Here is a 21,960-nt window from a genome sequence, read left to right on the forward strand (position 1 = left end):
GCTACGTGATCAGGCCGTGCTCCTTCAGATACTCGAGCTGGGCCCGCACCGACAGCTCCGCCGCGGGCCACAGCGTCCGGTCCACGTCCGCGTACACGTGCGCCACCACCTCCGCCGCCGTGCGGTGCCCGTTCTCGACCGCCGTCTCGACCTGCGCCAGCCGCGTCGCGCGGTGGGCCAGGTAGAACTCCACCGCGCCCTGGGCGTCCTCCAGCACCGGCCCGTGGCCCGGCAGCACCGTCGAGACGCCGTCGTCCACGGTGAGGGACCGCAGCCGGCGCAGCGAGTCGAGATAGTCGCCGAGCCGGCCGTCCGGATGGGCGACCATCGTCGTACCACGGCCGAGGACGGTGTCGCCGGTGAGCACGGCGTCGTCGGCCGGCAGGTGGAAGCAGAGCGAGTCCGCCGTGTGGCCCGGCGTAGGCACGACCCGCAGCTCCAGCCCGCCGACGGATATCACGTCCCCCGCGGCCAGCCCCTCGTCGCCGAGGCGCAGCGCAGGGTCCAGGGCCCGCACCTTCGTCCCGGTCAGCTCCGCGAAGCGGGCCGCGCCCTCGGCGTGGTCCGCGTGCCCGTGGGTGAGCAGCGTGAGCGCCACCCGCAGGCCCGCCCGGTCCGCGGTGTCCACGACCGCCGCCAGATGGCCTTCGTCCAGCGGCCCGGGGTCGATCACCACGGCCCGCGCGGAGTCCGGCTCGGCGACGATCCACGTGTTCGTGCCGTCGAGGGTCATGGGCGAGGCGTTGGGCGCCAGCACGCACGTCGCACGGGCGGTGGCCGGCCCGCTGAGCACCCCGCCGCGCGGCTGGCCTGGCAGCGCCACCGCGTCCGTCACACGACCACCCCCGCCGTCCCCGGCGCCGCCGCCCTCATGACGGCAGCCTCCGCGTGAACTCCTCGTGCCCCGGTGCGCTCAGCACGACGTCGTCCCCCTCCATCCGGGCCTTCACCAGCACCGCCGACAGATCCCGCTCCCCGGCCGCGCCCAGGGCCTCGGCCGCCGACCCGAACGCCCGCAGCCCGCGCAGCATCGAGATCGTCGGCGGCAGCATCACCAGCTCACCGCGCTCGTACCCCTCGGCCGCCTCGGCGGGCCTGACCCACTCCGCGCGGTCGGCCTCCGTCGAGGCGTTCCGCGTGCGCTGGCCCTCGGGGAGGGCGGCGACGAAGAACCACGTGTCATACCGCCGGGTCTCGAACTCCGGGGTTATCCAGCGCGCCCAGGCGCCGAGCAGATCGGTCCGTACGACCAGACCGCGGCGGGCCAGGAAGTCGGCGAAGCCCAGCTCGCGGGCGACCAGCGCCGCGCGGTCCGCCTCCCAGTCCGCCCCCGTGGTGTCCGCCACGACCTCCGCCGCCGAGGCACCGGCCAGCAGCACCCCGGCCTCCTCGAACGTCTCCCGCACCGCCGCGCAGACCACCGCCTGCGCCTCCGGCTCGGCCACCCCCAGCCGCGCCGCCCACCGCGCCGGAGACGGCCCGGCCCAGGCCGCCGCGGACAGCGGGCGCTCGTCGCGCGGATCGACGCCGCCGCCCGGGTAGGCGTACGCACCCGCGGCGAAGGGCATGGAGGTCTTCCTCCGCAGCATGTACACCCACGGGCCGTCGGGGGCCGTGCCGCGCAGCAGCAGCACCGTCGCCGCGCGACGCGGCGTGACGGGCGTCAGCTCGCCGCGGGCGAGCGCGCGGATGCGCTCGGCGGGCGGAATCCACCGGGGCTGCGCTCCGGCCGCGGCGTTCGCGGCGTTCATTTCGGACATGACCGGGAGCCTACGGGCCGCCGAGGCGATGTTCGAGTGGGCAACCCCAGCCTGTGGACAACCGCCGGTGTGTGGACAACTCCGGGCCCGCCGGCCCCGTACCCGCCCCGGACGAACGCCCCGGAGCGGCAGCCCCTACCCGGCCAGCTCCGCCTGGAACTCGATCTCCACGGGCGCGTCCAGCGGCAGCACCGCCACCCCCACCGCGCTCCGCGCGTGCACACCGGCCTCGCCCAGCGCCTGGCCCAGCAACTCGCTCGCCCCGTTGACCACACCCGGCTGCGCCGTGAAGTCCGGCGCCGAGGCGACGAAGCCGACGACCTTCACCACCCGTACGACCCGGTCGAGGTCCCCCGCGACCGACTTGATCGCCGCGAGCCCGTTCAGCGCACACCGCGCGGCCAGTTCCCTGGCCTCCTCCGGCGTGACCTCCGCCCCGACCTTCCCGGTCAGCGGCAGCGTGCCGTCGACCATCGGGAGCTGCCCCGCGGTGAACACGTACGGCCCGCTGCGCACCGCCGGCACGTACGACGCCAGCGGCGGCACCACCTCGGGCAGGCTGAGCCCCAGCTCCGCGAGCTTCCCCTCGACCCGCCCCGCCATCAGCTCTTTTCCCGCTTCAGATACGCCACGAGCTGCTCGGAGTTGGGCCCGGGCACGACCTGGACCAGCTCCCAGCCGTCCTCGCCCCACTGGTCCAGGATCTGCTTGGTGGCGTGTACGAGCAGCGGCACGGTCGCGTATTCCCACTTCGTCATGGGCCAGACTCTAGCCCGCCCCGGCTGGCCCCCGCTTGGGGCCGTCGGACGGAGGCGGTCTGCTGAGTCGCGCGCCGAGGAATTAGGCTCGCGGACATGAGCGGGCTCCAGAGGCTGCACGTGGTGACCGGCAAGGGCGGGACCGGCAAGACGACCGTGGCCGCCGCCCTGGCGCTGGCGCTGGCCGCCGACGGCAGGCGCACCCTGCTCGTCGAGGTGGAGGGCCGGCAGGGCATCGCCCAGCTCTTCGAGACAGAGCCGCTCCCGTACGGCGAGCGGCGCATCGCCTCGGCGCCGGGCGGCGGCGACGTGTACGCGCTCGCCATCGACGCCGAGCAGGCCCTGCTGGACTACCTGCAGATGTTCTACCGGATGGGCAGCGCGGGCCGGGCCCTCCGCCGCCTCGGCGCCATCGACTTCGTCACCACCATCGCCCCCGGCCTGCGCGACGTCCTGCTCACCGGCAAGGCGTGCGAGGCCGCCCGCCGCCAGGACAAGCACGGCCGGCACGTGTACGACGCGGTCGTCATGGACGCCCCGCCGACCGGCCGCATCACACGCTTCCTGGGCGTCAACGCCGAGGTCGCCGGGCTGGCCAAGGCCGGGCCCATCCACAACCACGCGCGGTCCGTGATGCGGGTCCTGACCTCGGCCCGTACCGCCGTGCACCTGGTCACCCTCCTTGAGGACATGCCCGTGCAGGAGACCGTCGACGGCGTCGCCGAGCTGCGCGAGGCCGGGCTCCAGGTCGGCGCCGCCGTGATCAACATGGTGCGCCCCGCGCTCATGGACGAGGCGGAGCTGGAACGGGCCGCCGCCGACCCCGCCGCCCTCGCCGCCGCGCTGTCCGCCGCCGGGCTGGGCGGCGCGAGCCGGGGCGCGCGGGCGGAGCGGCTGGTCGCGCCGCTGCTGCGGCAGGCGCGCGAGCATACGGAGCGGCTCGCCCTGGAACGTACGCAACGGGCCGCGCTGGCGCGGCTGGAGCTGCCGCAGTACGAACTGCCGCTGCTCACCGAGGGAGTGGATCTGGCCGGTCTCTACCGGCTCTCCGGCGAGTTGGGAAAGCAGTGGCCCCTATGAGCCTCGACACCGCGCCCCGGCTGGACGCCGACGGGCTCCTCGACGACCCGCAGACCCGCATCGTCGTCTGCTGCGGCGCCGGCGGCGTCGGCAAGACGACGACGGCCGCCGCCCTCGGCGTACGCGCCGCGGAGCGCGGCCGCCGCGTCGTGGTACTCACCATCGACCCCGCGAAGCGGCTCGCGCAGTCCATGGGCATCGACGCCCTGGACAACAGCCCGCGGCGGGTCGACGGCGTGGAAGGGCCCGGCGAGCTGTACGCCATGATGCTCGACATGAAGCGCACCTTCGACGAGATCGTCGAGGCGCACGCGGACGGGGACCGGGCCAACGCCATCCTGGAGAACCCCTTCTACCAGTCGCTGTCGGCCGGCTTCGCCGGCACGCAGGAGTACATGGCGATGGAGAAGCTGGGCCAGTTGCGGGCCCGGGACTCCTGGGACCTGATCATCGTGGACACCCCGCCGAGCCGCTCCGCGCTGGACTTCCTGGACGCGCCCAAGCGGCTGGGCTCCTTCCTCGACGGGCGCTTCATCAGACTGCTGACCGCGCCGGCGAAGGCGGGCGGCCGGGCGGGGATGAAGTTCCTCAACGTCGGGATGTCGATGATGACGGGGACGCTCGGCAAGCTGCTGGGTGCCTCCCTCCTGCGCGACGTGCAGACGTTCGTCGCGGCGATGGACACCCTCTTCGGCGGCTTCCGCACGCGCGCGGAGGCGACGTACCGGCTGCTGCAGGCGCCGGGCACGGCCTTCCTGGTGGTGGCGACGCCGGAGCGGGACGCGCTGCGGGAGGCGGCCTATTTTGTCGAACGCCTCGAAGCGGACCGGATGCCGCTGGCAGGACTGGTGCTCAACCGGGTGCACGAGAGCGACGCGGCGCAACTGAGCGCGGAGCGGGCGCTGGCGGCGGCCGAGGCGCTGGACGAGCGGGGCGTGGACGACGCGGGCTCCGGCGCGAAGGGCGCGGGGGCGGCGGATACGGGCGCGGGCACGGGCGGCACGGGCACGGAGGGCGCGGCGGATGCCGCGGCGCTCCTGCGGCTGCATGCCGAACGGATGCAGGTGCTGGCGCACGAGCGCCGTACGCGGGACCGGTTCGCGGCGCTGCACCCGGAGGTTCCGGTGACCCAGGTCACCGCGCTCCCGGGGGACGTGCACGACCTCGCGGGGCTACGGGACGTGGCGGAGCTGCTGACGGCGCAGGAGGCGCCGGGCGCGTAGGCCGGAGCACGCGTGGGGGAGCGTAGCCGGGGCGTACGGCGCGCGGGCCGCGTCCGGCCCGTAGCGAACGGGCACAGAGGCAACGGGCGCAGAGCGGGGCTTGCGGCGGACTCACGACGGGCACACAGCAGCCTCACGGCGGGGCCGAGGGCCCCGGAGCCCGGGGTCAGCCCGCGGCGACCGGCAGTTCCTCCGCCGCGCGCAGCGCGTCCTCGTGCAGGGCGCTTTCGTGCAGCGGCGTGCCCGCGCTCTCGTATTCCTCACGTGCCGTCTCCAGCAGTCTGCGCCACGACGTGACCGTCGGCCGGCGGCGCAGCAGCGCCCGCCGCTCGCGCTCCGTCATGCCGCCCCACACGCCGAACTCGACGCGGTTGTCGAGCGCGTCGGCGAGGCACTCGGTGCGCACCGGGCATCCGGTGCAGACCGCCTTGGCTCTGTTCTGTGCCGCGCCTTGCACGAACAGTTCGTCCGGATCGGCAGTGCGGCAGGCTGCCTGTGCGCTCCAGTCGGTAACCCAGCTCATGCTGGCGCCGTCCTCTCCCGAATTGAGGCTCCCCCACGGCGGCAAACGGCATATGCACCGTTGCCAGTTGAGGACGTTACGGAAGGAGTGCGGCAACGCAACACCCCCGTCAGGCCCAAAGTTGAATGGCCCGAACGGACTATGCGTACGCGGCAGATCACCCACCGGAGTGAGCCCTCCCCGTCAAGGACAATCCGGGCAAAGCGGGCAGTTCGCCGACTTGCCTTCAGATCTCGGGCGTCACATGTCGTCAATTCGGTCAAGCCTCATCACCCACAGGAGTGAACCAACGGGTGAGGTGGACCGTGGCCGGTGGTGATGGCCGAAAACAGAGTAGGCGAACAGACGGGCGGCTGTCCGGGGAATCAGAAGTTAGGGTGGCCCCATGGCCTACAAGCGCCCGGGTGGCGGACTCACCGCCACGCAGCAAGCCGCGAAGTTCCTCGGCGTCAGCGTCCTCGCCGGCTCCGTGCTCGCGGGCCTCGCGCTGCCCGCCGCCGGTCTGCTGGGTCTGACGGCCAAGGGCACGGTCGCGGAGTTCGACGACATCCCCGCAGACCTCAAGCGCCCGCCGCTGAGCCAGAAGACCACGATCCTCGACCGCGAGGGCGGCCACCTGGCCGACGTCTATTCGCGCAACCGGACGGTCGTCGAGTTCGACGACATCGCGCCGGTGATGCGGCAGGCGATCGTCGCGATCGAGGACGAGCGGTTCTACGAGCACGGGGCCGTCGACCTCCAGGGCATCCTGCGCGCGCTGAACAGCAACGCGCAGTCCGGCACGGTCTCCGAAGGCGCCTCCACGCTCACCCAGCAGTACGTGAAGAACCTCTTCGTCGAAGAGGCGGGCAACGACGCCCAGAAGGTCGCCGAGGCCACCCGGCAGACGCTCGGGCGCAAGATCCAGGAGCTGAAGTACGCGATCCAGGTCGAGAAGGAGCTGACCAAGGACGAGATCCTGGAGAACTACCTGAACATCGCCTTCTTCGGCCAGCAGGCGTACGGCATCGAGGCCGCCGCCGAGCGCTACTTCAGCAAGTCCGCAGACAAGCTGACCCTCGCCGAGTCCGCGATGCTCGCCGGCATCGTGCAGTCCCCGAGCCGGTACGACCCGATCAACAACCCGGAAGCGGCGGAGAAACGCCGCAACACCGTGCTGCGGCGCATGGCCGGCAACGACAACGTCACCCGGGCCGAGGCCGACAAGGCCATGAAGGAACCGCTGGGCCTCAAGATCAGCGAGCCGCGCAACGGGTGTATCACCGCGGTCAGCGGCGCCGCGTTCTTCTGCGACTACGTACGCGAAGTGCTGCTCGACGACAAGGGCTTCGGGAAGACGCCCGAGCAGCGGGTCAAGCGCTGGAACCGCGGCGGCCTGACCATCCGCACCACGCTCGACCCGGTGGCGCAGAAGTCCGCCAGCGAGTCGATCAAGAGCCACGTCTACCAGGACGACGCCGTCGCCACCGCCGTGACCATGGTGGAGCCCGGCACCGGCAAGATCCGCGCGATGGGGCAGTCCAGGCCGTACGGCTCGGGCAAGAACGAGTTGATGATCAACCTGTCCGTGGAGAAGTCCATGAACGGGTCCAACTACGGCTTCCAGGTCGGCTCCACCTTCAAGCCGCTCACCGCCGCGGCGGCGCTGGAGAAGGGCGTGCCGAACACGAAGGTGTACCCGTCGCCGAACGAGATGCCGTATCCGAGCCCGGTGGAGACGTGCGAGGACGGCAAGGACTGGGTGAACACCGAGGGCTCCGAAGTCGCGAACGAGACGGAGGAGGAGGTCGGCCCGTACAGCATGCGCGAGGCCACCGCCAAGTCCATCAACACCTACTTCGTCGACCTCATCTCGGAGATCGGCATCTGCCCGGTCAAGGAACTGGCGCAGAGCATGGGCGTCCACCGGGGCGACGGCAAGGATCTGGAGGAGTCCCCCTCGCTCACCCTCGGCGGCCAGACCATCGCGCCGCTGGCGATGGCCAACGCCTACGCGACCTTCGCCAACCGCGGCGAGTACTGCAGCCCGGTCGCCATCGAGTCGATCAAGGACGCGAAGGGCAAGAAGGTCCCGGTGCCGAAAACGCAGTGCAAGCGCGTCATGTCGGAGAAGACGGCCGGCACGATAAACACCCTGCTGTCGGGCGTCGTCGAGGACGGCACCGGCAAGGAGGCGGGGCTGACCGGGCGGGACAACGCGGGCAAGACCGGCACGACGGACGAGCGGAAGGCCGCCTGGTTCGTCGGCTACACCGCGGACCTCGCCGGCGCGGTGTGGGTCGGCGGGCCGCTGGACGACGTCTCCATGGAGAACATCCAGATCGGCCCCACGTATCACGACCGCGTCTTCGGCGGCGCGGTCCCCGGCCCGATCTGGCGCGACGCCATGGACGGCGCCCTGGCGGGCAAGACCTCGCCCGAGCTGTACAAGGTCCCGGTGCCGGTGGACCGCCCCGACAAGGGCAAGGGCGACGATGACGACGAAGACGACGAGGACAAGCCGGAGAACCCGCTGGGTGGCCTCCTCGGAGGCAGCAACGGCAACGGCGGCGGGAACGGCGGCGGTGGCCCCGGCGGCGGCACGCTCGACGGGGGCTCGCTGGACGGCGGCTGGTCGGACGGCGGAAACGGCGGCTGGCCGGACGGCAGGTGACGGGGGAGGCCGGTCACCGAGGCCGGAGAGCCCCCGTACCCCGGCCTCAGCCCCGGTGGCCCGAGACGGTCACCCCTGACCGAGGGCGCGCTTGACCGCGGCGGCCACGCGCCCGCCCTCGGCCCGGCCCGCGACCTTGGGGTTCACGATCTTCATCACGGCCCCCATCGCCCGCGGCCCCTCGGCCCCGCCGGCCTTCGCCTCGGCGACGGCCTCGCCGACCAGGGCGGCCAGCTCCTCGTCGCCGAGCTGTTTCGGCAGGTAGTCCGCGAGCACCTCGCCCTCGGCGCGCTCCCGCTCGGCGGACTCCGTACGGCCACCCTGCGCGAAGGCCTCCGCGGCCTCGCGCCGCTTCTTGGCCTCGCGGGTGATCACCTTCAGCACCTCGTCGTCGGAGAGGACGCGCGCCTCCTTCCCCGCGACCTCCTCCTTCGTGATCGCGGTGAGCGTCATACGGAGGGTGGCGGCGCGCAGCTCGTCCCGGCCCTTGATCGCGGCCGTGAGGTCGTCCTGCAGCTTCGACTTGAGCGTGGTCATGCCCGGAGTCTCCCATGCCGCGGCGACACCGCGCGGACGCCGCGGGATCCGGCCCCTGGCCACCTCCACCCCGCGCCTCTGCGACGATAGGAGAATGCGCGCGCGATACGGAGTGCCCCTGGGTCTGGCCGCTCTCTCGGCCGGCGGCGTCGCCTACACGGCCGTGGTCGAACCCCGCGCCTTCCGGGTCCGCCGGGTCACCGTCCCCGTACTGCCGGAAGGCATGCACCCGCTGCGCATCCTGCAGATCTCGGACATCCACATGGTCTCGGGCCAGCAGGCCAAGCGCCGCTGGCTGCAGTCGCTGGCGGGCCTGCGGCCCGACCTGGTGGTGAACACGGGCGACAACCTGTCGGACCCCGACGCGGTGCCGGAGCTGCTGGACGCGCTGGGCCCGCTGATGGAGTTCCCCGGGACGTACGTCTTCGGCTCGAACGACTACTACGCGCCCACGTTCCGTAACCCCGGCCGCTACCTGATCGAGAAGGTTCGCGGCATACACGGTCTCAACGGCCGCGACCGCCTCCGCCACAACGTCCCCCGCAACCCCTGGGAGGGCATGCGCGACGCCTTCGACGCGGCGGGATGGGTGGGCCTGGACAACAGCCGCGGCCGGCTGAAGCTGGACAGCGGCGCGGTCCTGGGCCTGACGGGCCTGGACGACCCGCACATCAAGCACGACCGCTACACGGCGGTCGCCGGCGGCCCCGACCCGGACGCGGACTTCTCCCTCGCCCTGGTCCACGCCCCGTACCTACGCGTCCTCGACGCCTTCACCGCCGACGGCTACCCCCTGATCCTCGCCGGCCACACCCACGGCGGCCAGCTCTGCATCCCCTTCTACGGCGCCCTGGTGACCAACTGCGACCTGGACACCAACCGCGTCAAGGGCCTCTCCACCCACACCGCAGGATCCCGCCGCTCCGCCCTCCACGTCTCCGCCGGCTGCGGCGCCAACCGCTACACCCCCTTCCGCTTCGCCTGCCCCCCGGAAGCCACCCTCCTCACCCTCACCCCCACCTCCGGAAACGAATTTCACCCGACCCGCCCGGGTGGGCTACAGTAGTCCTCGCAGTCACGGGGTGTGGCGCAGCTTGGCAGCGCGCTTCGTTCGGGACGAAGAGGTCGTGGGTTCAAATCCCGCCACCCCGACACAGGTCAGAGGCCCATTCGCTTGATCGCGAACGGGCCTCTGTCGTACCTGGGGGGCCAAACGGGGGGCCAAACGAATCTGATCAGGCCACCGCGTCGTCCTCTTCGCCGTTCTCCCCTTCCTGCTCTTCGGCGAAGATGTCGTCCATCGCTTCGGCACCCTGCGTAATCACGGGCCGGAGCTGCTTGCGGTAGACCGCCTCTGTGGTCGATTGGCTGCTGTGACCGACCAGAAGCGCGATCCGTTCCAGGGGGATGCCGTGATCGGACAGCAGGGACACGAAGCTGTGCCGAAGTTCCCTCGGCGTCCACTCCTGCGGCTCTACGTTGACGCCGGGCATCTTGTCCGCCCTGGCGAGGATGCCCCGGAAGTCGCGCCGGACGTTGGCCGCGTCCAGCGGCTCACCACTCCGGGTCGTGAAGACCCGACCGGCCGGGCTCCACTCCACCCCCGCCGATGCCCGCTCCTGCTTCTGCCACCGCATGTGCTCTTCGAGGACTTCGACCACCTGTCTCGGTAGAGCGATGGTCCGGCGGCTCCTCCTGGTCTTGGTCTCACCGTGCTTGCGCACCGAACGCCACACCGCCACGTGGGGCGGAATGCCGTCCTTCGTCTCCAGAAAGACGTGATCCCAGGTAAGAGGCCGCGCCTCTTCCGTGCGCACACCGCTGAGGAGCGAGAGCACGAGGTAGGCGTAGAGCCGTGACGGACGCGCGGCGATGAGTACAGCCTTCGCCTGCACCAAGTTCAGCGCCTTGCTCGGACGGCCAGGCCGGCCCTCCGGGACAGTGACGAGTAGGGCGACGTTCCGCGCGGCCTTGTCCCTGCGCTGAGCGTGCGCGATGGAGCGACGCAGGATGGCGAGCAGGTCGCGCAGACTGCGCGTCGCGAGGAATTCAGCCCTGCCGTCCAACCAGTCATCGACATCATCCGCGCTGAGCTCCTTCAGCTTGGCCTTGCCGATGAACGGAATCAGGTGCTTGTCCGCCATCGAGCGGTTCTTACCGATGGTGCCCTTCTCGTCGCGCCCCTTGAGCCCGCGCTCCAACCAGTCGTGCACCGCGTCGGCCACCGTGTAGTTGGCCGGAGCCTTGACGCCGGTTTGCACCTCCTTCTTCAAGTCCCGGATCTTCTGGCGGACTTCGGTCTTCGTCTTGCCGTACACCTTCGGTCGACGGCGTTTGCCGTTCGGGGCGTACCCCAGGGAGACGGCCCCCACGTAGCTCTTCTTGGTGGGATCCCAGTAGATCGTGTCCGCACCGTGGCCGGCCCTTCGGGCGCGCTTCGGGGTCTCACTCATGCTCTGTTGTGCCTCCATAGGGCAGGGCCGCGCCGTGAACGGCGCGGCCCTGCTGGGGATGTCGGGTGATGGCTCAGGCGGCCTGTGCCTCGTTCTTGAGAAGTTCGACGTACCGCTTGATGTACTCCGGCGGCACGAGGCGGCGGCGGCCGATGCGGACGGTCTGAAGGCGTCCGAGTCGGATCTCCTCGTACACCATCGACCGGCCGATGCGGAGAGCCTTGGCGGCCTCTTCAGGCCGATAGAGGAGCTGTTCGGCAGGTTCAGCAGCAGTGCTCACGCGGCTGTGCCTCCTCGGCAAGGTTCTGGGTGGTCTGACCCTCTTCTCTGAGGTCCGCTACATCCGCTACAGCGCTACATTGCAGGTCAGGGGCATGATTTTTGTAGCGGATAGGTAGCGTGTAGCGGCTACGCCCACTACGGGTGCGTAGCGGTGTAGCCGCTACATCGGGGTTTGCCGCTACAGATCCACCCCCTGTGAGCTGGGCTGTAGCGGCGTAGCGGATGTAGCGGATGCCTGGGGAGGGGGGCAGTAGCGCGCCCAGGCGTCTTCGAGGTCTTCGGCATGGAAGCCCTTGAGGACTCCGCCAGCGGTGCGGATGTTGCGGGACCGGATGGGCTCGTTGTCGGCGGTCATGTAGTCGGCGAGCATCCGCGCCAGGCGCCGGTTGTCCAGCGGCTTACCGCCCAGGTCCGCCCACGGAGCGTCGTCCAGGGCGTTGAGCCGATCCAGGATCGCGATCGTGGGCAGGCGGTCGATACCGATGAGCACGTGGTCACGCAGATCGGTCAGCAGCCGGATACCGACGCTGTGCTTGTCGGTGTGCTGGGACGCTTTGACCAGCGTGGCGCACGCGGCGCGGGCCCGGTCGGGCCAGTGGCCGCCTACGGCGTCGGCGATGGCCAGCAGCGGCTCCCACACGTCCGCGGGCCGGTCGGTGACGCCCTCGGGCATCTCCGGCCACCGGTCCACCACGAACCCGCGGGCGCCTTCCGCCCACGTGCTCAGCCGGTCCCTGAGCTTGTGCCCCTCGCCCTCGTGCATCCGCGCCCGGAACGGCTCCACCCGCTCAGCGCGGGCGCGGCGCCGCATGCGGATGACGACGGAGCGGGTCAGGATCGTGTCCGGCAACGAGCCGAGTCCGGCGACCGCGACCGCGCAGTACGAGGGGAAGGCTTGGACGGTCTGGTTGCCGCCGTCGCCGATGCACCGGTAGGTGACCCCGGTACGGCGGTGACCGGCGTTGAGGAAGCCTCGCAGTTCCTCGTTGTCCCCGGCCTTCGGCCCGAAGATGGTGTCAATCTCATCGAACAGGATCGTGGGCCTGCCGTCCGGGCCGGACACCGCGCGGAACAACGCGGCGGCGGAGGCGTTGACGGCGGTCATCGGGTGCGGCACCAACGTCTCTACGATCTCCAGCGCCCGCGACTTCCCCGACCCCGGTTCCGGGGAGAGGAAGGCGAGTCGGGGGGTGGAGTCGAAGCAGTCGAGCAGGTGCGCATGTGCGTCCCACAGCGCGACCGCGACGTAAGCGGCTTCGGTGGGGAAGACGTTGAAGCGGCGGTGGAAGGCTTCCACCTCGTCCAGCAACGCGGCCCCGTCGATGGCAGTGCTCATGCGGCGGACCTTCCTTCCTGGTTGCTGCGCAGCGGGCAGGTTTCACGGTGGGCCGTGTGTGCGTCGATGAGCGCCAGCACGCGCGGCCGGCCGATGGCTCGTTGGTCCCAGCCGCACAGGCACACCGACCGGGCCGAAGGCACGGCGCGGGCCGGGGCGGACACGTGCAGCCACGCGACCGCGTAACGGCCGTCCCTGGCCGCGTTGTCGGCCTGCGACGGCTGCGGGGGAAGGGCTGAAGGGACGCCCTGACGGGCGACTCCCTGTCGGGCGCCTGCGTCCGTGGCCGGTGCCGTCATGCCCGCGTGCTCAGTGCCGGGGGCGGTGCCGTTGAGGCTCTTCAGGAGGAGGGATCGGGCCTGGTTCATGCCGCCCTGCCCTGCGGGTTGTGGGCGATGGACCAGTCGAGTCCCGAGCGGATGGTGGAGGCGCACTGCCGCGCCGGCAGACCGGCCGCCTCCCCGCTCCCCTGAAGAGCCTCCTCCACCACAGCGCGGTCGAGGTCGCCGGATGCGATGAGCCGTCCCAGGGCCCGCGCGGCACGCAACAGCGTCGCGTCCCGCTGTCCCTCCGGGGCGTCACGGACGTTGGCGCTCTCGCCCCGCAGCGCCGCTGACGCGTACGCAGACGCGTTCCCAGAGCGCGGGGTGGCCACGGATCCGGCCGGGCGCGCGCAGGGCGTCAGAGCGGCGCAGAGCCACTCGGGCAGCGGCGCGGGCGGCGCCGGGTCGGTGATGGTGTAGGCGCAGCCGTCGATGGTGCTGCCCGCGGCGACGACGTAGCCGCCGTGTGCCCGGGTGTCGATGTGCGGGGCGAGGGTGCCCGCGGTGTTGCCGAGCCGGACGCCGGCCGGGGCGGTGAAGTACCGGTGTTCGCCGCCGCTGGCGGTCCGCAGCGTGAACGTGTCGGGTACCGGCTGGCCGGTGCGCTCGCAGAGCGCCTGGAAGGTCGCCGCGCCGCCAGGCGCGTCCTGCTTGCCCTTGGCCACGTCGAGATCGATGACGACCAGCCCGGCCGGGCCGGTCGCGATACCGATGTTGAACGCGCCCGCAGACCACGCCGCGTGGATGCGGTCGGGGTCGGTGGTTGCCCGCTGCTCCCACTTGCGGTGCCCGCGCTCGCAGGCTCCGGCGCCGGGACAGCGCGCTTCGCTGTGCAGCGCGGGCCGCTTGGTGCCGGGGCGCAGCGGGAAGACGGGCCAGCCGTGTTCCGCTGCGGCGAGTGCGGCGGCGAGCAGGGCTCGCGTGTTGTCGTCGGGTTGGGTCATGCTGGAGTCCTCCAACAGGTCCGGTAGGGGCTGGTTGGCCGGGGCGACCGCGTGTCTTTGGCGAGATGGGGCGGTCGCCCCGGGCGTAGCTAGTCGTCGTCGACGGGGATGCGGGCGAGGATCGCGGCCCGCTCGCGCTCCCCCAGCCGCCGCGCGTCGTCCAGCGCGTCGAGGTCCAACACCTCTTCGAGCGCGGCGCGTACCTCGTTGCTGAGCTGGGTGGGCGACATGGCTTCGGCCTGGACGGTGTGGCGCATGTGTTCCCCGCGCCGGTCGGTGGCCTTCTGCGGCGCGGACGGCAGCCGGAAGCGGCTGATCTGGGCTTCGGTCACGCCGAGCCGTGCGAACGTCGGCGGTTCGCCTCCCATGTCGTCCACGAACGCGCTGATGTCCTCGGCAGCGGAGTCGAGGATGGACAGCCCGGAGGGGTCGTGGTCGCCCAGGTGCAGCACGGTCGTGGGCGTCTCGCGGTAGGAGATGCGGCGGGCCGCGCCGTGCTTGAGCGTGAGGGAGTCGAAGCCGCCGGAGCTGTAGACGGCGATCCCGTAGTCGCGGGCGACGCGGGCGACCATCGGCACCATGCCAGCCGCCTCCACCCACACCTCAACCGCGACCGGCTGACCGTCATCTAAAGCGTGCACGTAGGACTCCGCAGAGCCCTTGACCGCCCGCCAAAACTGCTCCGGGGACTCCCAACCGGCGCCGCCCATCTCGGTACCGCCGTCATCCCGGATGGCGTGCATCGGGATCAACCGCGCCCGCCGCGCCCGGGTCAGCGTCTCCAGCAGCCGCGCGTACGCCTGCTCCGTCTTGTCGTAGCCGTGCGCACCGACGAGGCGGTAGAACACCTGCCGGGCGGTCATCGGCAGGAACGCCCGGTTCTCCTCCAGCACGCCGCGTACCTGGTCCACCAGGGCCTGTACGTGCGGGCGCGGCGTCCATTCGGCGAAGCCGCGCGGCCGGGTGCGTTTGTAGGTACGGCCTGAGACGGTGCCGTTCGATCCGTTCACGTGATCTCCCTTGTCCGAAGGGGTGGGTGGGTTCACGGCCTGCCGTGGGTGGTCAGCCGTTGAAGGTGTTGCGCTTGAACACGGCCTTGCGGATGTTGACCGTCGTCCCGTCGCTCCTCCCGCCGCGGAAGACCTGAGCGGCGATGTAGCCGCCGAAGCAGACGGCGGCGAGGATGACGAGCTGGGTGACGAACGCGGTGAGCGCGGCGACGAACGAGGTGAGCAGGAACAGCCCGCCGCACACGGCGCAGAACCCAACACCGCCCAGCGCGACGTTCACCGCCGTGCGCGACACGGCCGGCCGCGTGTCCGCGGCGAACGTCGCCGGGACCGGCTGCGCGGTGGTGGTCGGGGTGAGGGTGTAGCCGGTGACCACGCGGCCGTCCGGCAGCACCACGCTCTGCACCGCCGGGACGGCGCCCGACTGGACCGGTACGAGCGGCGCCGCCGCGGGGGTGTCGGGGCCCGGTATCGGGGTGGGCTGGTGGATGGTCACGGGCGGGTGTTCCGCCGGGCCGTAACCGGAGTAGTCGGAGTGCATGCGGAATCCCTTCATGGCAGGAGTCAGGGAGACAGAGGCACCCCCCTGCGGGGTGCGCGTGGCGGGGGTTTCGAGGCCCCTGACCGGGGCGCCTCCCTGCCTCCCTGCGGATCATTGCTGCTGGTCAGGGCGAGGGAGGCAGGCCAGGGAGGCGGGTAGGGAGTTCTCCCTGCCTCCCTGGCCTGCCGGGGTGCGGCTCCCTCTACTCCGAGACGGAAGCGGAACCGTCCTCGGGGCGGTTGGCGAGTGCGCGGGCGATGCGGTCGCGGCCGATGACCATGCGGCCGTCGGACTTGTACGGCTCCGCTCCGGTGCCCGCCAGCACGCGCTTGAGGTCCACGAACGACCAGCCGCCGTAGGCGTCCTCATCCAGCGTCGCCAGCCGCTTGAGCACGTCCTGCGTCAGCACGCGGGCAGCGTCGCCGACCACGGCGGCGATGTCGGCCAGCGCATCGCGGTCCTGCCCTCGCTCGATGACGTGCAGCGTCATCACGCCGTCGCGCATCGCCTTGGCGCGGGCGGCGATCTCCTCGGCCTGGTCGGTGTCGACGTAGTGCGTGCGCACCGTGAGGGACGACTGCCCGGCCGGGATGGCGATCCCGTCCGAAGCGACCACGACGGTGCCCTTGTCCAGCCCCGGCCGCAGCAGGTTCGGCGCGGCGCCGCCGTCAACGGCCTTGTCGCCCAGCGCCATACGTGCCTGCGACTCCGTACCCAGCGCGAGGGATGCGCGGGTATGCGCTCCCTCGCGGACCAGCTTGGGAAGGTTCTGGTCGGTGGGGTCCTGGGTGCCCTGCCACAGCAGCACGTTCACAGCCCGGCCCTGGTTGTGGATCTTCCGCGCGGCCATGAAGTACCGCGACCTGGCCTTACTGCCCCCGTACGGGCGCTTCTGGTCATCGACCACGGGGCACATGAACGCCACCTGTGCCTCATCGACCAGCAGAATCAGCGGCGGGAAGTCTGAGCCCGGAGGGGCCTGGAGACGGCGCTCCATCTCCGCCACCCCGTCCTCAAGCATCTCCGTCGCGTCGATGACGTGGTCATCGGTCGGACCCTGGATGAGCACGGACGCCAGACCCTCGAACATCGCCCAGTCGCCGGCGCCCTTGAGGTCGGCCACGCGGAACTGCACGGACCGGTCCAGTGCGAGCCACAGGGCCAGCGCCCGCAGCGCGGCCGTCTTGCCCTGGTTCGACAACCCGGTGATCAGAAGGTGCCGCTGGAACAGGCTCAGCGCGGCAGCGTCGCCGCGGAGATCCTGGCCCCACGGGGCCCGGCCGCGCTTGTAGTCGGCGCGGGTGTCGGGGTCGGTGACCAGCGGGGACGGGCCGATGGGCTCATCGAGCGCCCCGGAGTCCGCGATCCACAGGCGGACCGTGCGGGCGGCCGGCGGGATGGTGATGAACACCTCGTGCTCGTGCCGCGACAGGTTCTCTGCCAGCTTGCGGCGGCGGCGCTGCACCTCATCCGTCGACACCCCGGACGGCAGGGTGACATCCACCTCAACGCCGCATCCGGCGATGCGGATCGGACCGAGCATCCCCGCGCCCGCGTCGTTCATGTCCTTGATGGCGGTGCGCAACGGGGCAACTCCCAGGTCGCGCAGCGCGCGGACCACGATGGACGGGGTGATGGGCTCACCCTCGCTCGTACGGCGGTCAGGAAGCGCCCACTGGGGTGCGGCCTGGCGGTGCCGGCCGACGCCCCACACGGACGCCAGCGCGGCGAACGGCAGGCCGATGAGGACCGGTTCCCACACCACGGAGGCGATGAAGGCACACCAGCCGATGAGCTGCACCACCCCGACCAGCGGCGTGAGGATCTGCGCCGGGTCGTCGTTGGCCCACGCGAGCACGCAGCCCAGGAGAAGCAGCACGCCCGCGCCGGTACCGGCCACGGACACGGCCGCCTTGGGCGCGTCGACCATCGCCGCGAGCATCTGCATGCGCCGCTTGTGCCGCGCCTTACGGAACGCGGCAGCGCGCTTCTCCCACTCCTTGATCTCGTCATAGTTCCCGGCCGCCTCAGCGCTGCGGATCATCCGCTCGTATCGGGCGGCCGTGCGGCCGTCCCACGCGCGGCGGGCGACGACCCGGGATCCGCCGACGACGTACGCGCCGTGACGGACCGCCAGGCGGCCGGCGGTGCGGGTGCGCTCATCAGTGAAGAACGCGCGCACGGCCTGCCGTGAACGCGCCCACACCGGCACCCCCGGCCGCGCGTCGGCGGGCGGTGCGGTGTCGGTGGGAGTGTCTTTGGTCAGGGGGAAGGTCAGCACCTTCCCCGTGGTCTCTGCCGCATCCCGCGCGGGCGGGATCGGGGTTGCATCGGTCACGATGGACTCGCTCCTTAACGGAGTCGAGGGCCCGGCCGCGCTCTGTGGAAGGTGGGCGGCCGGGCCCAGGTTCGGACGGGGGTGTCAGGCGTGCGGGGGTTCGGGATAAGCGCAGGTCACGCACGTGCCGAGGGAGCGGGGGATGCAGTAGCCGGCGTCCCGCCCGCACTGCGGGCAGGTACGGCGGGCGCGCATCGCCAACGCGAGCGCGGCCCGCTTGCGGGCGGTCATCGGCCGGACCGGCTTGGCCAACTCCCAGCGGTAGAGGTAGGCGACCAGCGGCCCGCGCTCCTTGCGCGGGCGCATGAGCTGAGCAGCGATGTCCTGCCCGCCGGGGCGCAGGCTGCGGGCGCGAAGCTGGCGCCGGGTGGCGTAGCCCTCCGGGGCCAGCTTCCACGGGAACGTCGGGATGCCGAACCGCTCGCCGGTCGGGTCGTAGCAGTCGGCCAGCGTCCGCGGCATCACGCCGCAGCTCCACCGCCGTCGCGCTTGGCGCGCTCGGCAAGGATCGTGTCCCGCAGCCTGCGAGCGTTGGCCGGAGAGGTGTGCACGGCCCGCCGGATACCCTCAGCCGTGATGCGGCTGGTCGGCCAATCGGCCGTCGCTTCCCGCGTCTCGACAAGCAACTGCTCCGGCGTGCGCTTGGGTCGAGGCGGCTTCGCCGCCTGCGGCACGCGGCCGGTAGCGCGGCGCGGTCGGGTCGACTCTGCCGCCACCGCACGCCGCGGAATCGGGTCGACCGGAGCGGGGTCGACCGGCGGGAGCGGCTTGGCCTGGGGGGTCGACTTCATGAAGCCGACATCCACCGGCCGGGGCAGTAACGGGGCGTTCGGCGTGATCGCCGCGGGGGTCGATACCGGCAGGTCAGCCGTAGACCGAATCCTCTCGGTCTCGGTAGATTCCTCCGCATTCGTGTTCACGGCCGGAATCGGGTCGGGGCGGTGGTGCAGCACCTTGGCCACCAGATCGGAACCGAAGTAGATCGACCCGACCGGCAACGACGTAGCGAGCAGGACCAGGGCCCAGTTCGCCGGATCCCAGTCGGCCAGCCGACCCCAGTCGACCGTCTTGCCGTGTAACTCCGGCACGAGCCCGTGGACGTAGTTCAGGACCAGTGAGGCGACGGTGTAGGTGCCCAGGACCCGAAGCGCGAACGTCCGGTCCTTCCCGTCGAGCACGAGCGTGGCGATCAGGGCCAGCGCCATCAGACCGTCAACCACGAACGGGTACAGCGTCGCGGCCGTCTCATCCGCACCGACGGCGCCAGCGATGTCCCGCAGCGCGTTCCACGAGACCCGGAACGCCATGGCGACCACGACGACCAGAGCCAGCACCAGCGCGGCGCGGCCCTTGCGGTGAAGGCTCATGCCGCACCGCCGTCCTGCCCGACGGGGCCGTTGAGCAGGTCGCGGTGAGCGGCCAGGACCCGACGGCGGGCCCGCCGGCCGCGACGGTCGTCCAGCTCGGTCGGGGTGCGGTCAAGGGTGATGATCTGCGCGTCGAGCAGGTCCATCTCAGCGCGGATGACGGGCATCTCGCGCTCGATGGCATTCAACTCCGCGTCCGTGGGCTCCATCCACGGAGCGAACGCGGTAACAGCGTCCTGAACAGTGACAACATGGTTCATGGGTCGTGTCTCCCTAGCGGTGGAACGGCCCGAACAGCGCCCCCGGAGTGCCAGCTCCGGGGGCGCCCGCCGTTGAGGGTGAGCCCGCACGGCAAACGCCGTGCAGGTAGAGCGCCCCGGCCGGGAGTCGAACCCGGCCTTGCGACCATCGGGGCGAAAAGCGCTGGTCAGACACTTCTAGGTGTCTCCTTCGGGAACACGGGCTCCCGGTTCAGGCGTATGGAGACGCGGCCTTTCGGCCTAAGCCCTCCGGTTGACCAGGGATCCGGGCCCCTCGGCCCGCTCTGTCCCGGGCCCCTTTGGTACAGCGCAGGCTGTGCATACTTGATGGGGTTGCACCACCTGCTCAACTTGTTGGAACAAGTTGATGCAGTGATGATGCACCGACGGAACGTGAGCCGTCAAGGGATTGGGAGGCAGCATGTACCAACAAGTTGAGCGAGTGCGTCATGATGGGGGCATGAGCAAGCAGCCGAAGTACCGGCAGGTGGCCGATGCCCTACGCCGCGAGATCGACAGCGGCACCTTCCCACCGGGGGCGCGGCTGCCCTCGGAGAGCGAGCTGTCAGCACGCTTCGACGCCTCCCGGAACACTGTCCGGTCAGGGCTGAGCCTGCTGGTCAGTCAAGGCTTGATCACGTCCAGCCAGGGCCTTGGGTACGAAGTCCGCTCTCACGAAGTCTTCGAGCTGAACGCCTCCCGGTTCGAGAACCTGGAGTTCCCACAGAGCGGCGACGCCTACAACACCGACGTGAAGAACGCCGGCCGACGTCCGCACCAAACGTTCAGGGTCGAGATGCAACCCGCCCCCGAAGCTGTGGCCAAGCGGCTGGAGGTTGATCCGGGCGCCACGACCGTCCTGAGGTTCTGTCACCGGTACGTCGATGACGTGCCCTGGTCGACGCAGGCGACCTACTACCCGGCATGGCTGGTTGAGGCGTCGCCCCGTCTGGCTGAGCCCGGTGACATAGGCGAAGGAACTACGCGCTACCTCGCCGGGCAGGGCGTTGAACAGGTGGGGTACTTCGATGAGATTGCCACTCGCATGCCCACACCAGAAGAAGCCCGTCTACTGGAGATCGGTGCCGGTGTGCCTGTCCTGCTCTGGACTCGCACCGGCTACTCGGTAGACCGGCCGATCCGCTGCACGATCACGACCTTCCGCGGCGACCTGAACCGGATGAACTACGAGATCGGCGACCTGCCAGCCCGAAGCGAGGGCGAACCTCTGTGATCATCGCCCCAGCCCGCCCCGAAGACGTATCCAAGCTGTTGGCCTTCCGCGAGGAAGCCGCAGCTTGGCTCACCCGCCTTGGCTCCGACCAGTGGCAACGCCCCTACCCCGCAGACCGGCTGTTGGCCACCATCGAAGCAGGCACCGTCTTCATGGTCCAGGACGGCGAAACCACCGCAGCGACCATCACCCTCACCCCCGACCCTGAGCCTGGGCTATGGACAGAACAGGAGTTGGCAGAGCCCTCGCTGTTCATCAACAAGCTGACAGTGGCTCGCACGCACGCAGGGCAAGATCTCGGTGGGCGCTTGCTCGATTGGGCAGGGGATCGCGCCCACCAGGCCGGTGCCAAGTGGCTCCGACTCGACGCTTGGACGACGAACAGGCAGCTACAGGGCTACTACCTGCGTCATGGCTTCAAGCACGTCCGAACGGTGCACGAAGGCTTCGCGGTGAACGGCGGTCCGCGCGTATCAGGGTGGCTCGCTCAACGTTCCGCGCGGCCGTCAGCTCATGGCTTCATAGACTCGACAGCCGAGCCTGCGCCGGTTGTCGAGTAGCACTCCGACCTGTGCAGATCAGGGCCGCGCGGCGGGCGGCCAGGGGGCCAAACGGGGGGCCAAACGATGCAGCCGCACGAGGATCACCGCGGACAGTAATGGACTAGCCTGGAGCCGGACAAGCAGGTGGGCCACCCCGCGACGAGGTCACATTGAGGTCTGATCGCGTTCGGGACGAAGAGGTCGTGGGTTCAAATCCCGCCACCCCGACAGCGAAATAGCAGCTCAGAGGGCCGGTACCGGGTTCGGTATCGGCCATCTGATCTTGTGCGTAACTATCTGAGTGACTATCGCCTCGGGGTACTACCGAAGATGCCATCCATGGCGGTCGCGCCGGACTGGATCACCGGTCGGATCTGCTTCCGGTAGACCTCCTCTGTCACGGCCGTACTGGAGTGGCCGACCAGGCGGGAAATCTCCTCAATCGGCATCCCGCCGTCCGACAAGATCGACACGAACGTCTGACGAAGCTCCCGAGGCGTCCACTCCTGGGGGTCCGCCCCTTCGACCCGAGCCAGGATCCGGCGGAACTCACGCCGGACGTTCGCAGAGTCGAGTTCGGTGCCGACCGCCGACGTGAAGACAAGCCCGTGATCCTGCCACTGATCACCAGCCGCGAGCCGCTGCCAGCCCTGACGCCACTGGGGCGTGACCTGGCCGCGGCTTCTCCCGATACGTGATCTAGGGGTGCGTGGGAGTGGGATAGGGTTCCCGGCGGTGTGCCGGGAAGTCTGGTCGGCGAGCAGGGGATTGGTCTCTTTGCTGATCGGGGGCTTCT

At 70.8% G+C, this 21,960-nt stretch carries 23 protein-coding genes and 1 tRNA gene; 7 read left to right on the forward strand and 17 right to left on the reverse strand.

What is annotated here, in order from left to right:
• Position 1: 1 nt before the first annotated feature.
• From FB457_RS30495 to sp36, 4 genes are all read right to left on the reverse strand, one after another.
• On the reverse strand, positions 2–835 hold the full coding sequence (locus FB457_RS30495) for an MBL fold metallo-hydrolase (RefSeq protein ID WP_145783938.1): 834 nt from the start codon (positions 833–835) through the stop codon (positions 2–4).
• A 34-nt stretch (positions 836–869) separates the two neighbouring features.
• Positions 870–1,751 (reverse strand): NUDIX hydrolase, encoded by an 882-nt coding sequence (locus FB457_RS30500; protein WP_047016553.1) that lies wholly within the window; start codon positions 1,749–1,751, stop codon positions 870–872.
• A 144-nt stretch (positions 1,752–1,895) separates the two neighbouring features.
• Positions 1,896–2,363: a RidA family protein gene (locus FB457_RS30505; RefSeq protein WP_047016554.1), complete on the reverse strand. Its 468-nt coding sequence runs from the start codon at positions 2,361–2,363 to the stop codon at positions 1,896–1,898.
• Positions 2,363–2,518 (reverse strand): Sp36 family protein, encoded by a 156-nt coding sequence (sp36, locus tag FB457_RS30510; protein ID WP_123060262.1) that lies wholly within the window; start codon positions 2,516–2,518, stop codon positions 2,363–2,365. Before sp36 ends, FB457_RS30505 begins: the two co-directional genes overlap by 1 nt.
• Before the next feature lie 96 nt (positions 2,519–2,614).
• Between sp36 and bagA the strand changes: the two genes are divergently transcribed.
• Complete coding sequence (gene bagA / locus FB457_RS30515; RefSeq protein ID WP_047016555.1) at positions 2,615–3,598, forward strand: ATPase BagA; 984 nt, start codon at positions 2,615–2,617, stop codon at positions 3,596–3,598.
• The gene (gene bagB / locus FB457_RS30520; protein WP_145783941.1) at positions 3,595–4,821 is read left to right on the forward strand and encodes an ATPase BagB; all 1,227 of its coding nucleotides are present in this window, start codon (positions 3,595–3,597) and stop codon (positions 4,819–4,821) included. Before bagA ends, bagB begins: the two co-directional genes overlap by 4 nt.
• Positions 4,822–4,987: 166 nt before the next feature.
• Here bagB and FB457_RS30525 read toward each other — a convergent pair whose 3' ends face one another.
• A complete protein-coding gene (locus tag FB457_RS30525) occupies positions 4,988–5,344 on the reverse strand; it encodes a WhiB family transcriptional regulator (RefSeq protein ID WP_047016557.1) in 357 nt (118 codons plus the stop codon).
• Between the two features lie 385 nt (positions 5,345–5,729).
• Here FB457_RS30525 and FB457_RS30535 point away from each other — a divergent pair, with 385 nt between their 5' ends.
• Positions 5,730–7,997 (forward strand): transglycosylase domain-containing protein, encoded by a 2,268-nt coding sequence (locus tag FB457_RS30535; protein ID WP_047016558.1) that lies wholly within the window; start codon positions 5,730–5,732, stop codon positions 7,995–7,997.
• Between the two features lie 69 nt (positions 7,998–8,066).
• Here the strand turns inward: FB457_RS30535 and FB457_RS30540 are convergent, their stop codons facing one another.
• On the reverse strand, positions 8,067–8,534 hold the full coding sequence (locus tag FB457_RS30540) for a GatB/YqeY domain-containing protein (protein ID WP_047016559.1): 468 nt from the start codon (positions 8,532–8,534) through the stop codon (positions 8,067–8,069).
• Positions 8,535–8,628: 94 nt separating this feature from the next.
• Here FB457_RS30540 and FB457_RS30545 point away from each other — a divergent pair, with 94 nt between their 5' ends.
• The gene (locus FB457_RS30545) at positions 8,629–9,600 is read left to right on the forward strand and encodes a metallophosphoesterase (RefSeq protein WP_145783943.1); all 972 of its coding nucleotides are present in this window, start codon (positions 8,629–8,631) and stop codon (positions 9,598–9,600) included.
• Between the two features lie 12 nt (positions 9,601–9,612).
• A tRNA-Pro gene (locus FB457_RS30550) sits at positions 9,613–9,686 on the forward strand.
• Positions 9,687–9,769: 83 nt separating this feature from the next.
• Here the strand turns inward: FB457_RS30550 and FB457_RS30555 are convergent.
• The 10 genes from FB457_RS30555 to FB457_RS30605 form a co-directional block, all read right to left on the reverse strand.
• Complete coding sequence (locus tag FB457_RS30555; RefSeq protein ID WP_145783945.1) at positions 9,770–10,987, reverse strand: site-specific integrase; 1,218 nt, start codon at positions 10,985–10,987, stop codon at positions 9,770–9,772.
• A 73-nt stretch (positions 10,988–11,060) separates the two neighbouring features.
• The gene (locus tag FB457_RS30560; RefSeq protein ID WP_145783947.1) at positions 11,061–11,267 is read right to left on the reverse strand and encodes a helix-turn-helix domain-containing protein; all 207 of its coding nucleotides are present in this window, start codon (positions 11,265–11,267) and stop codon (positions 11,061–11,063) included.
• Between the two features lie 180 nt (positions 11,268–11,447).
• Positions 11,448–12,605: a DUF3631 domain-containing protein gene (locus tag FB457_RS30565; RefSeq protein ID WP_145783949.1), complete on the reverse strand. Its 1,158-nt coding sequence runs from the start codon at positions 12,603–12,605 to the stop codon at positions 11,448–11,450.
• A 364-nt stretch (positions 12,606–12,969) separates the two neighbouring features.
• Positions 12,970–13,872, reverse strand: coding sequence for a bifunctional DNA primase/polymerase (locus tag FB457_RS30575; protein ID WP_145783953.1), 903 nt, complete (start codon positions 13,870–13,872; stop codon positions 12,970–12,972).
• Between the two features lie 89 nt (positions 13,873–13,961).
• A complete protein-coding gene (locus FB457_RS30580) occupies positions 13,962–14,882 on the reverse strand; it encodes a hypothetical protein (protein WP_486589190.1) in 921 nt (306 codons plus the stop codon).
• Between the two features lie 52 nt (positions 14,883–14,934).
• The gene (locus FB457_RS30585; RefSeq protein ID WP_145783955.1) at positions 14,935–15,423 is read right to left on the reverse strand and encodes a hypothetical protein; all 489 of its coding nucleotides are present in this window, start codon (positions 15,421–15,423) and stop codon (positions 14,935–14,937) included.
• A gap of 202 nt (positions 15,424–15,625) precedes the next feature.
• Positions 15,626–17,761 carry an FtsK/SpoIIIE domain-containing protein gene (locus FB457_RS30590; protein ID WP_486589191.1) on the reverse strand — a complete coding sequence of 712 codons (2,136 nt, stop codon included), beginning with the start codon at positions 17,759–17,761 and terminating at the stop codon, positions 15,626–15,628.
• A gap of 84 nt (positions 17,762–17,845) precedes the next feature.
• Complete coding sequence (locus FB457_RS30595) at positions 17,846–18,223, reverse strand: RRQRL motif-containing zinc-binding protein (protein WP_145783957.1); 378 nt, start codon at positions 18,221–18,223, stop codon at positions 17,846–17,848.
• Complete coding sequence (locus tag FB457_RS30600; protein ID WP_145783959.1) at positions 18,223–19,128, reverse strand: DUF2637 domain-containing protein; 906 nt, start codon at positions 19,126–19,128, stop codon at positions 18,223–18,225. The genes FB457_RS30595 and FB457_RS30600 overlap by 1 nt, the downstream gene beginning before the upstream one ends.
• Positions 19,125–19,388, reverse strand: a complete 264-nt coding sequence (locus FB457_RS30605) for a DUF6284 family protein (RefSeq protein WP_145783960.1) — start codon at positions 19,386–19,388, stop codon at positions 19,125–19,127. The genes FB457_RS30600 and FB457_RS30605 overlap by 4 nt, the downstream gene beginning before the upstream one ends.
• Before the next feature lie 460 nt (positions 19,389–19,848).
• Here FB457_RS30605 and FB457_RS30610 point away from each other — a divergent pair, with 460 nt between their 5' ends.
• Positions 19,849–20,622 carry a GntR family transcriptional regulator gene (locus FB457_RS30610; protein WP_145783962.1) on the forward strand — a complete coding sequence of 258 codons (774 nt, stop codon included), beginning with the start codon at positions 19,849–19,851 and terminating at the stop codon, positions 20,620–20,622.
• Positions 20,619–21,182 (forward strand): GNAT family N-acetyltransferase, encoded by a 564-nt coding sequence (locus FB457_RS30615; protein ID WP_145783964.1) that lies wholly within the window; start codon positions 20,619–20,621, stop codon positions 21,180–21,182. The genes FB457_RS30610 and FB457_RS30615 overlap by 4 nt, the downstream gene beginning before the upstream one ends.
• A gap of 287 nt (positions 21,183–21,469) precedes the next feature.
• Here FB457_RS30615 and FB457_RS30620 read toward each other — a convergent pair.
• On the reverse strand, positions 21,470–21,960 hold a 491-nt coding region (locus tag FB457_RS30620; protein ID WP_486589192.1), incomplete at its 5' end, for a tyrosine-type recombinase/integrase.

The sequence above is a fragment of the Streptomyces sp. CNZ287 genome, assembly GCF_007827615.1.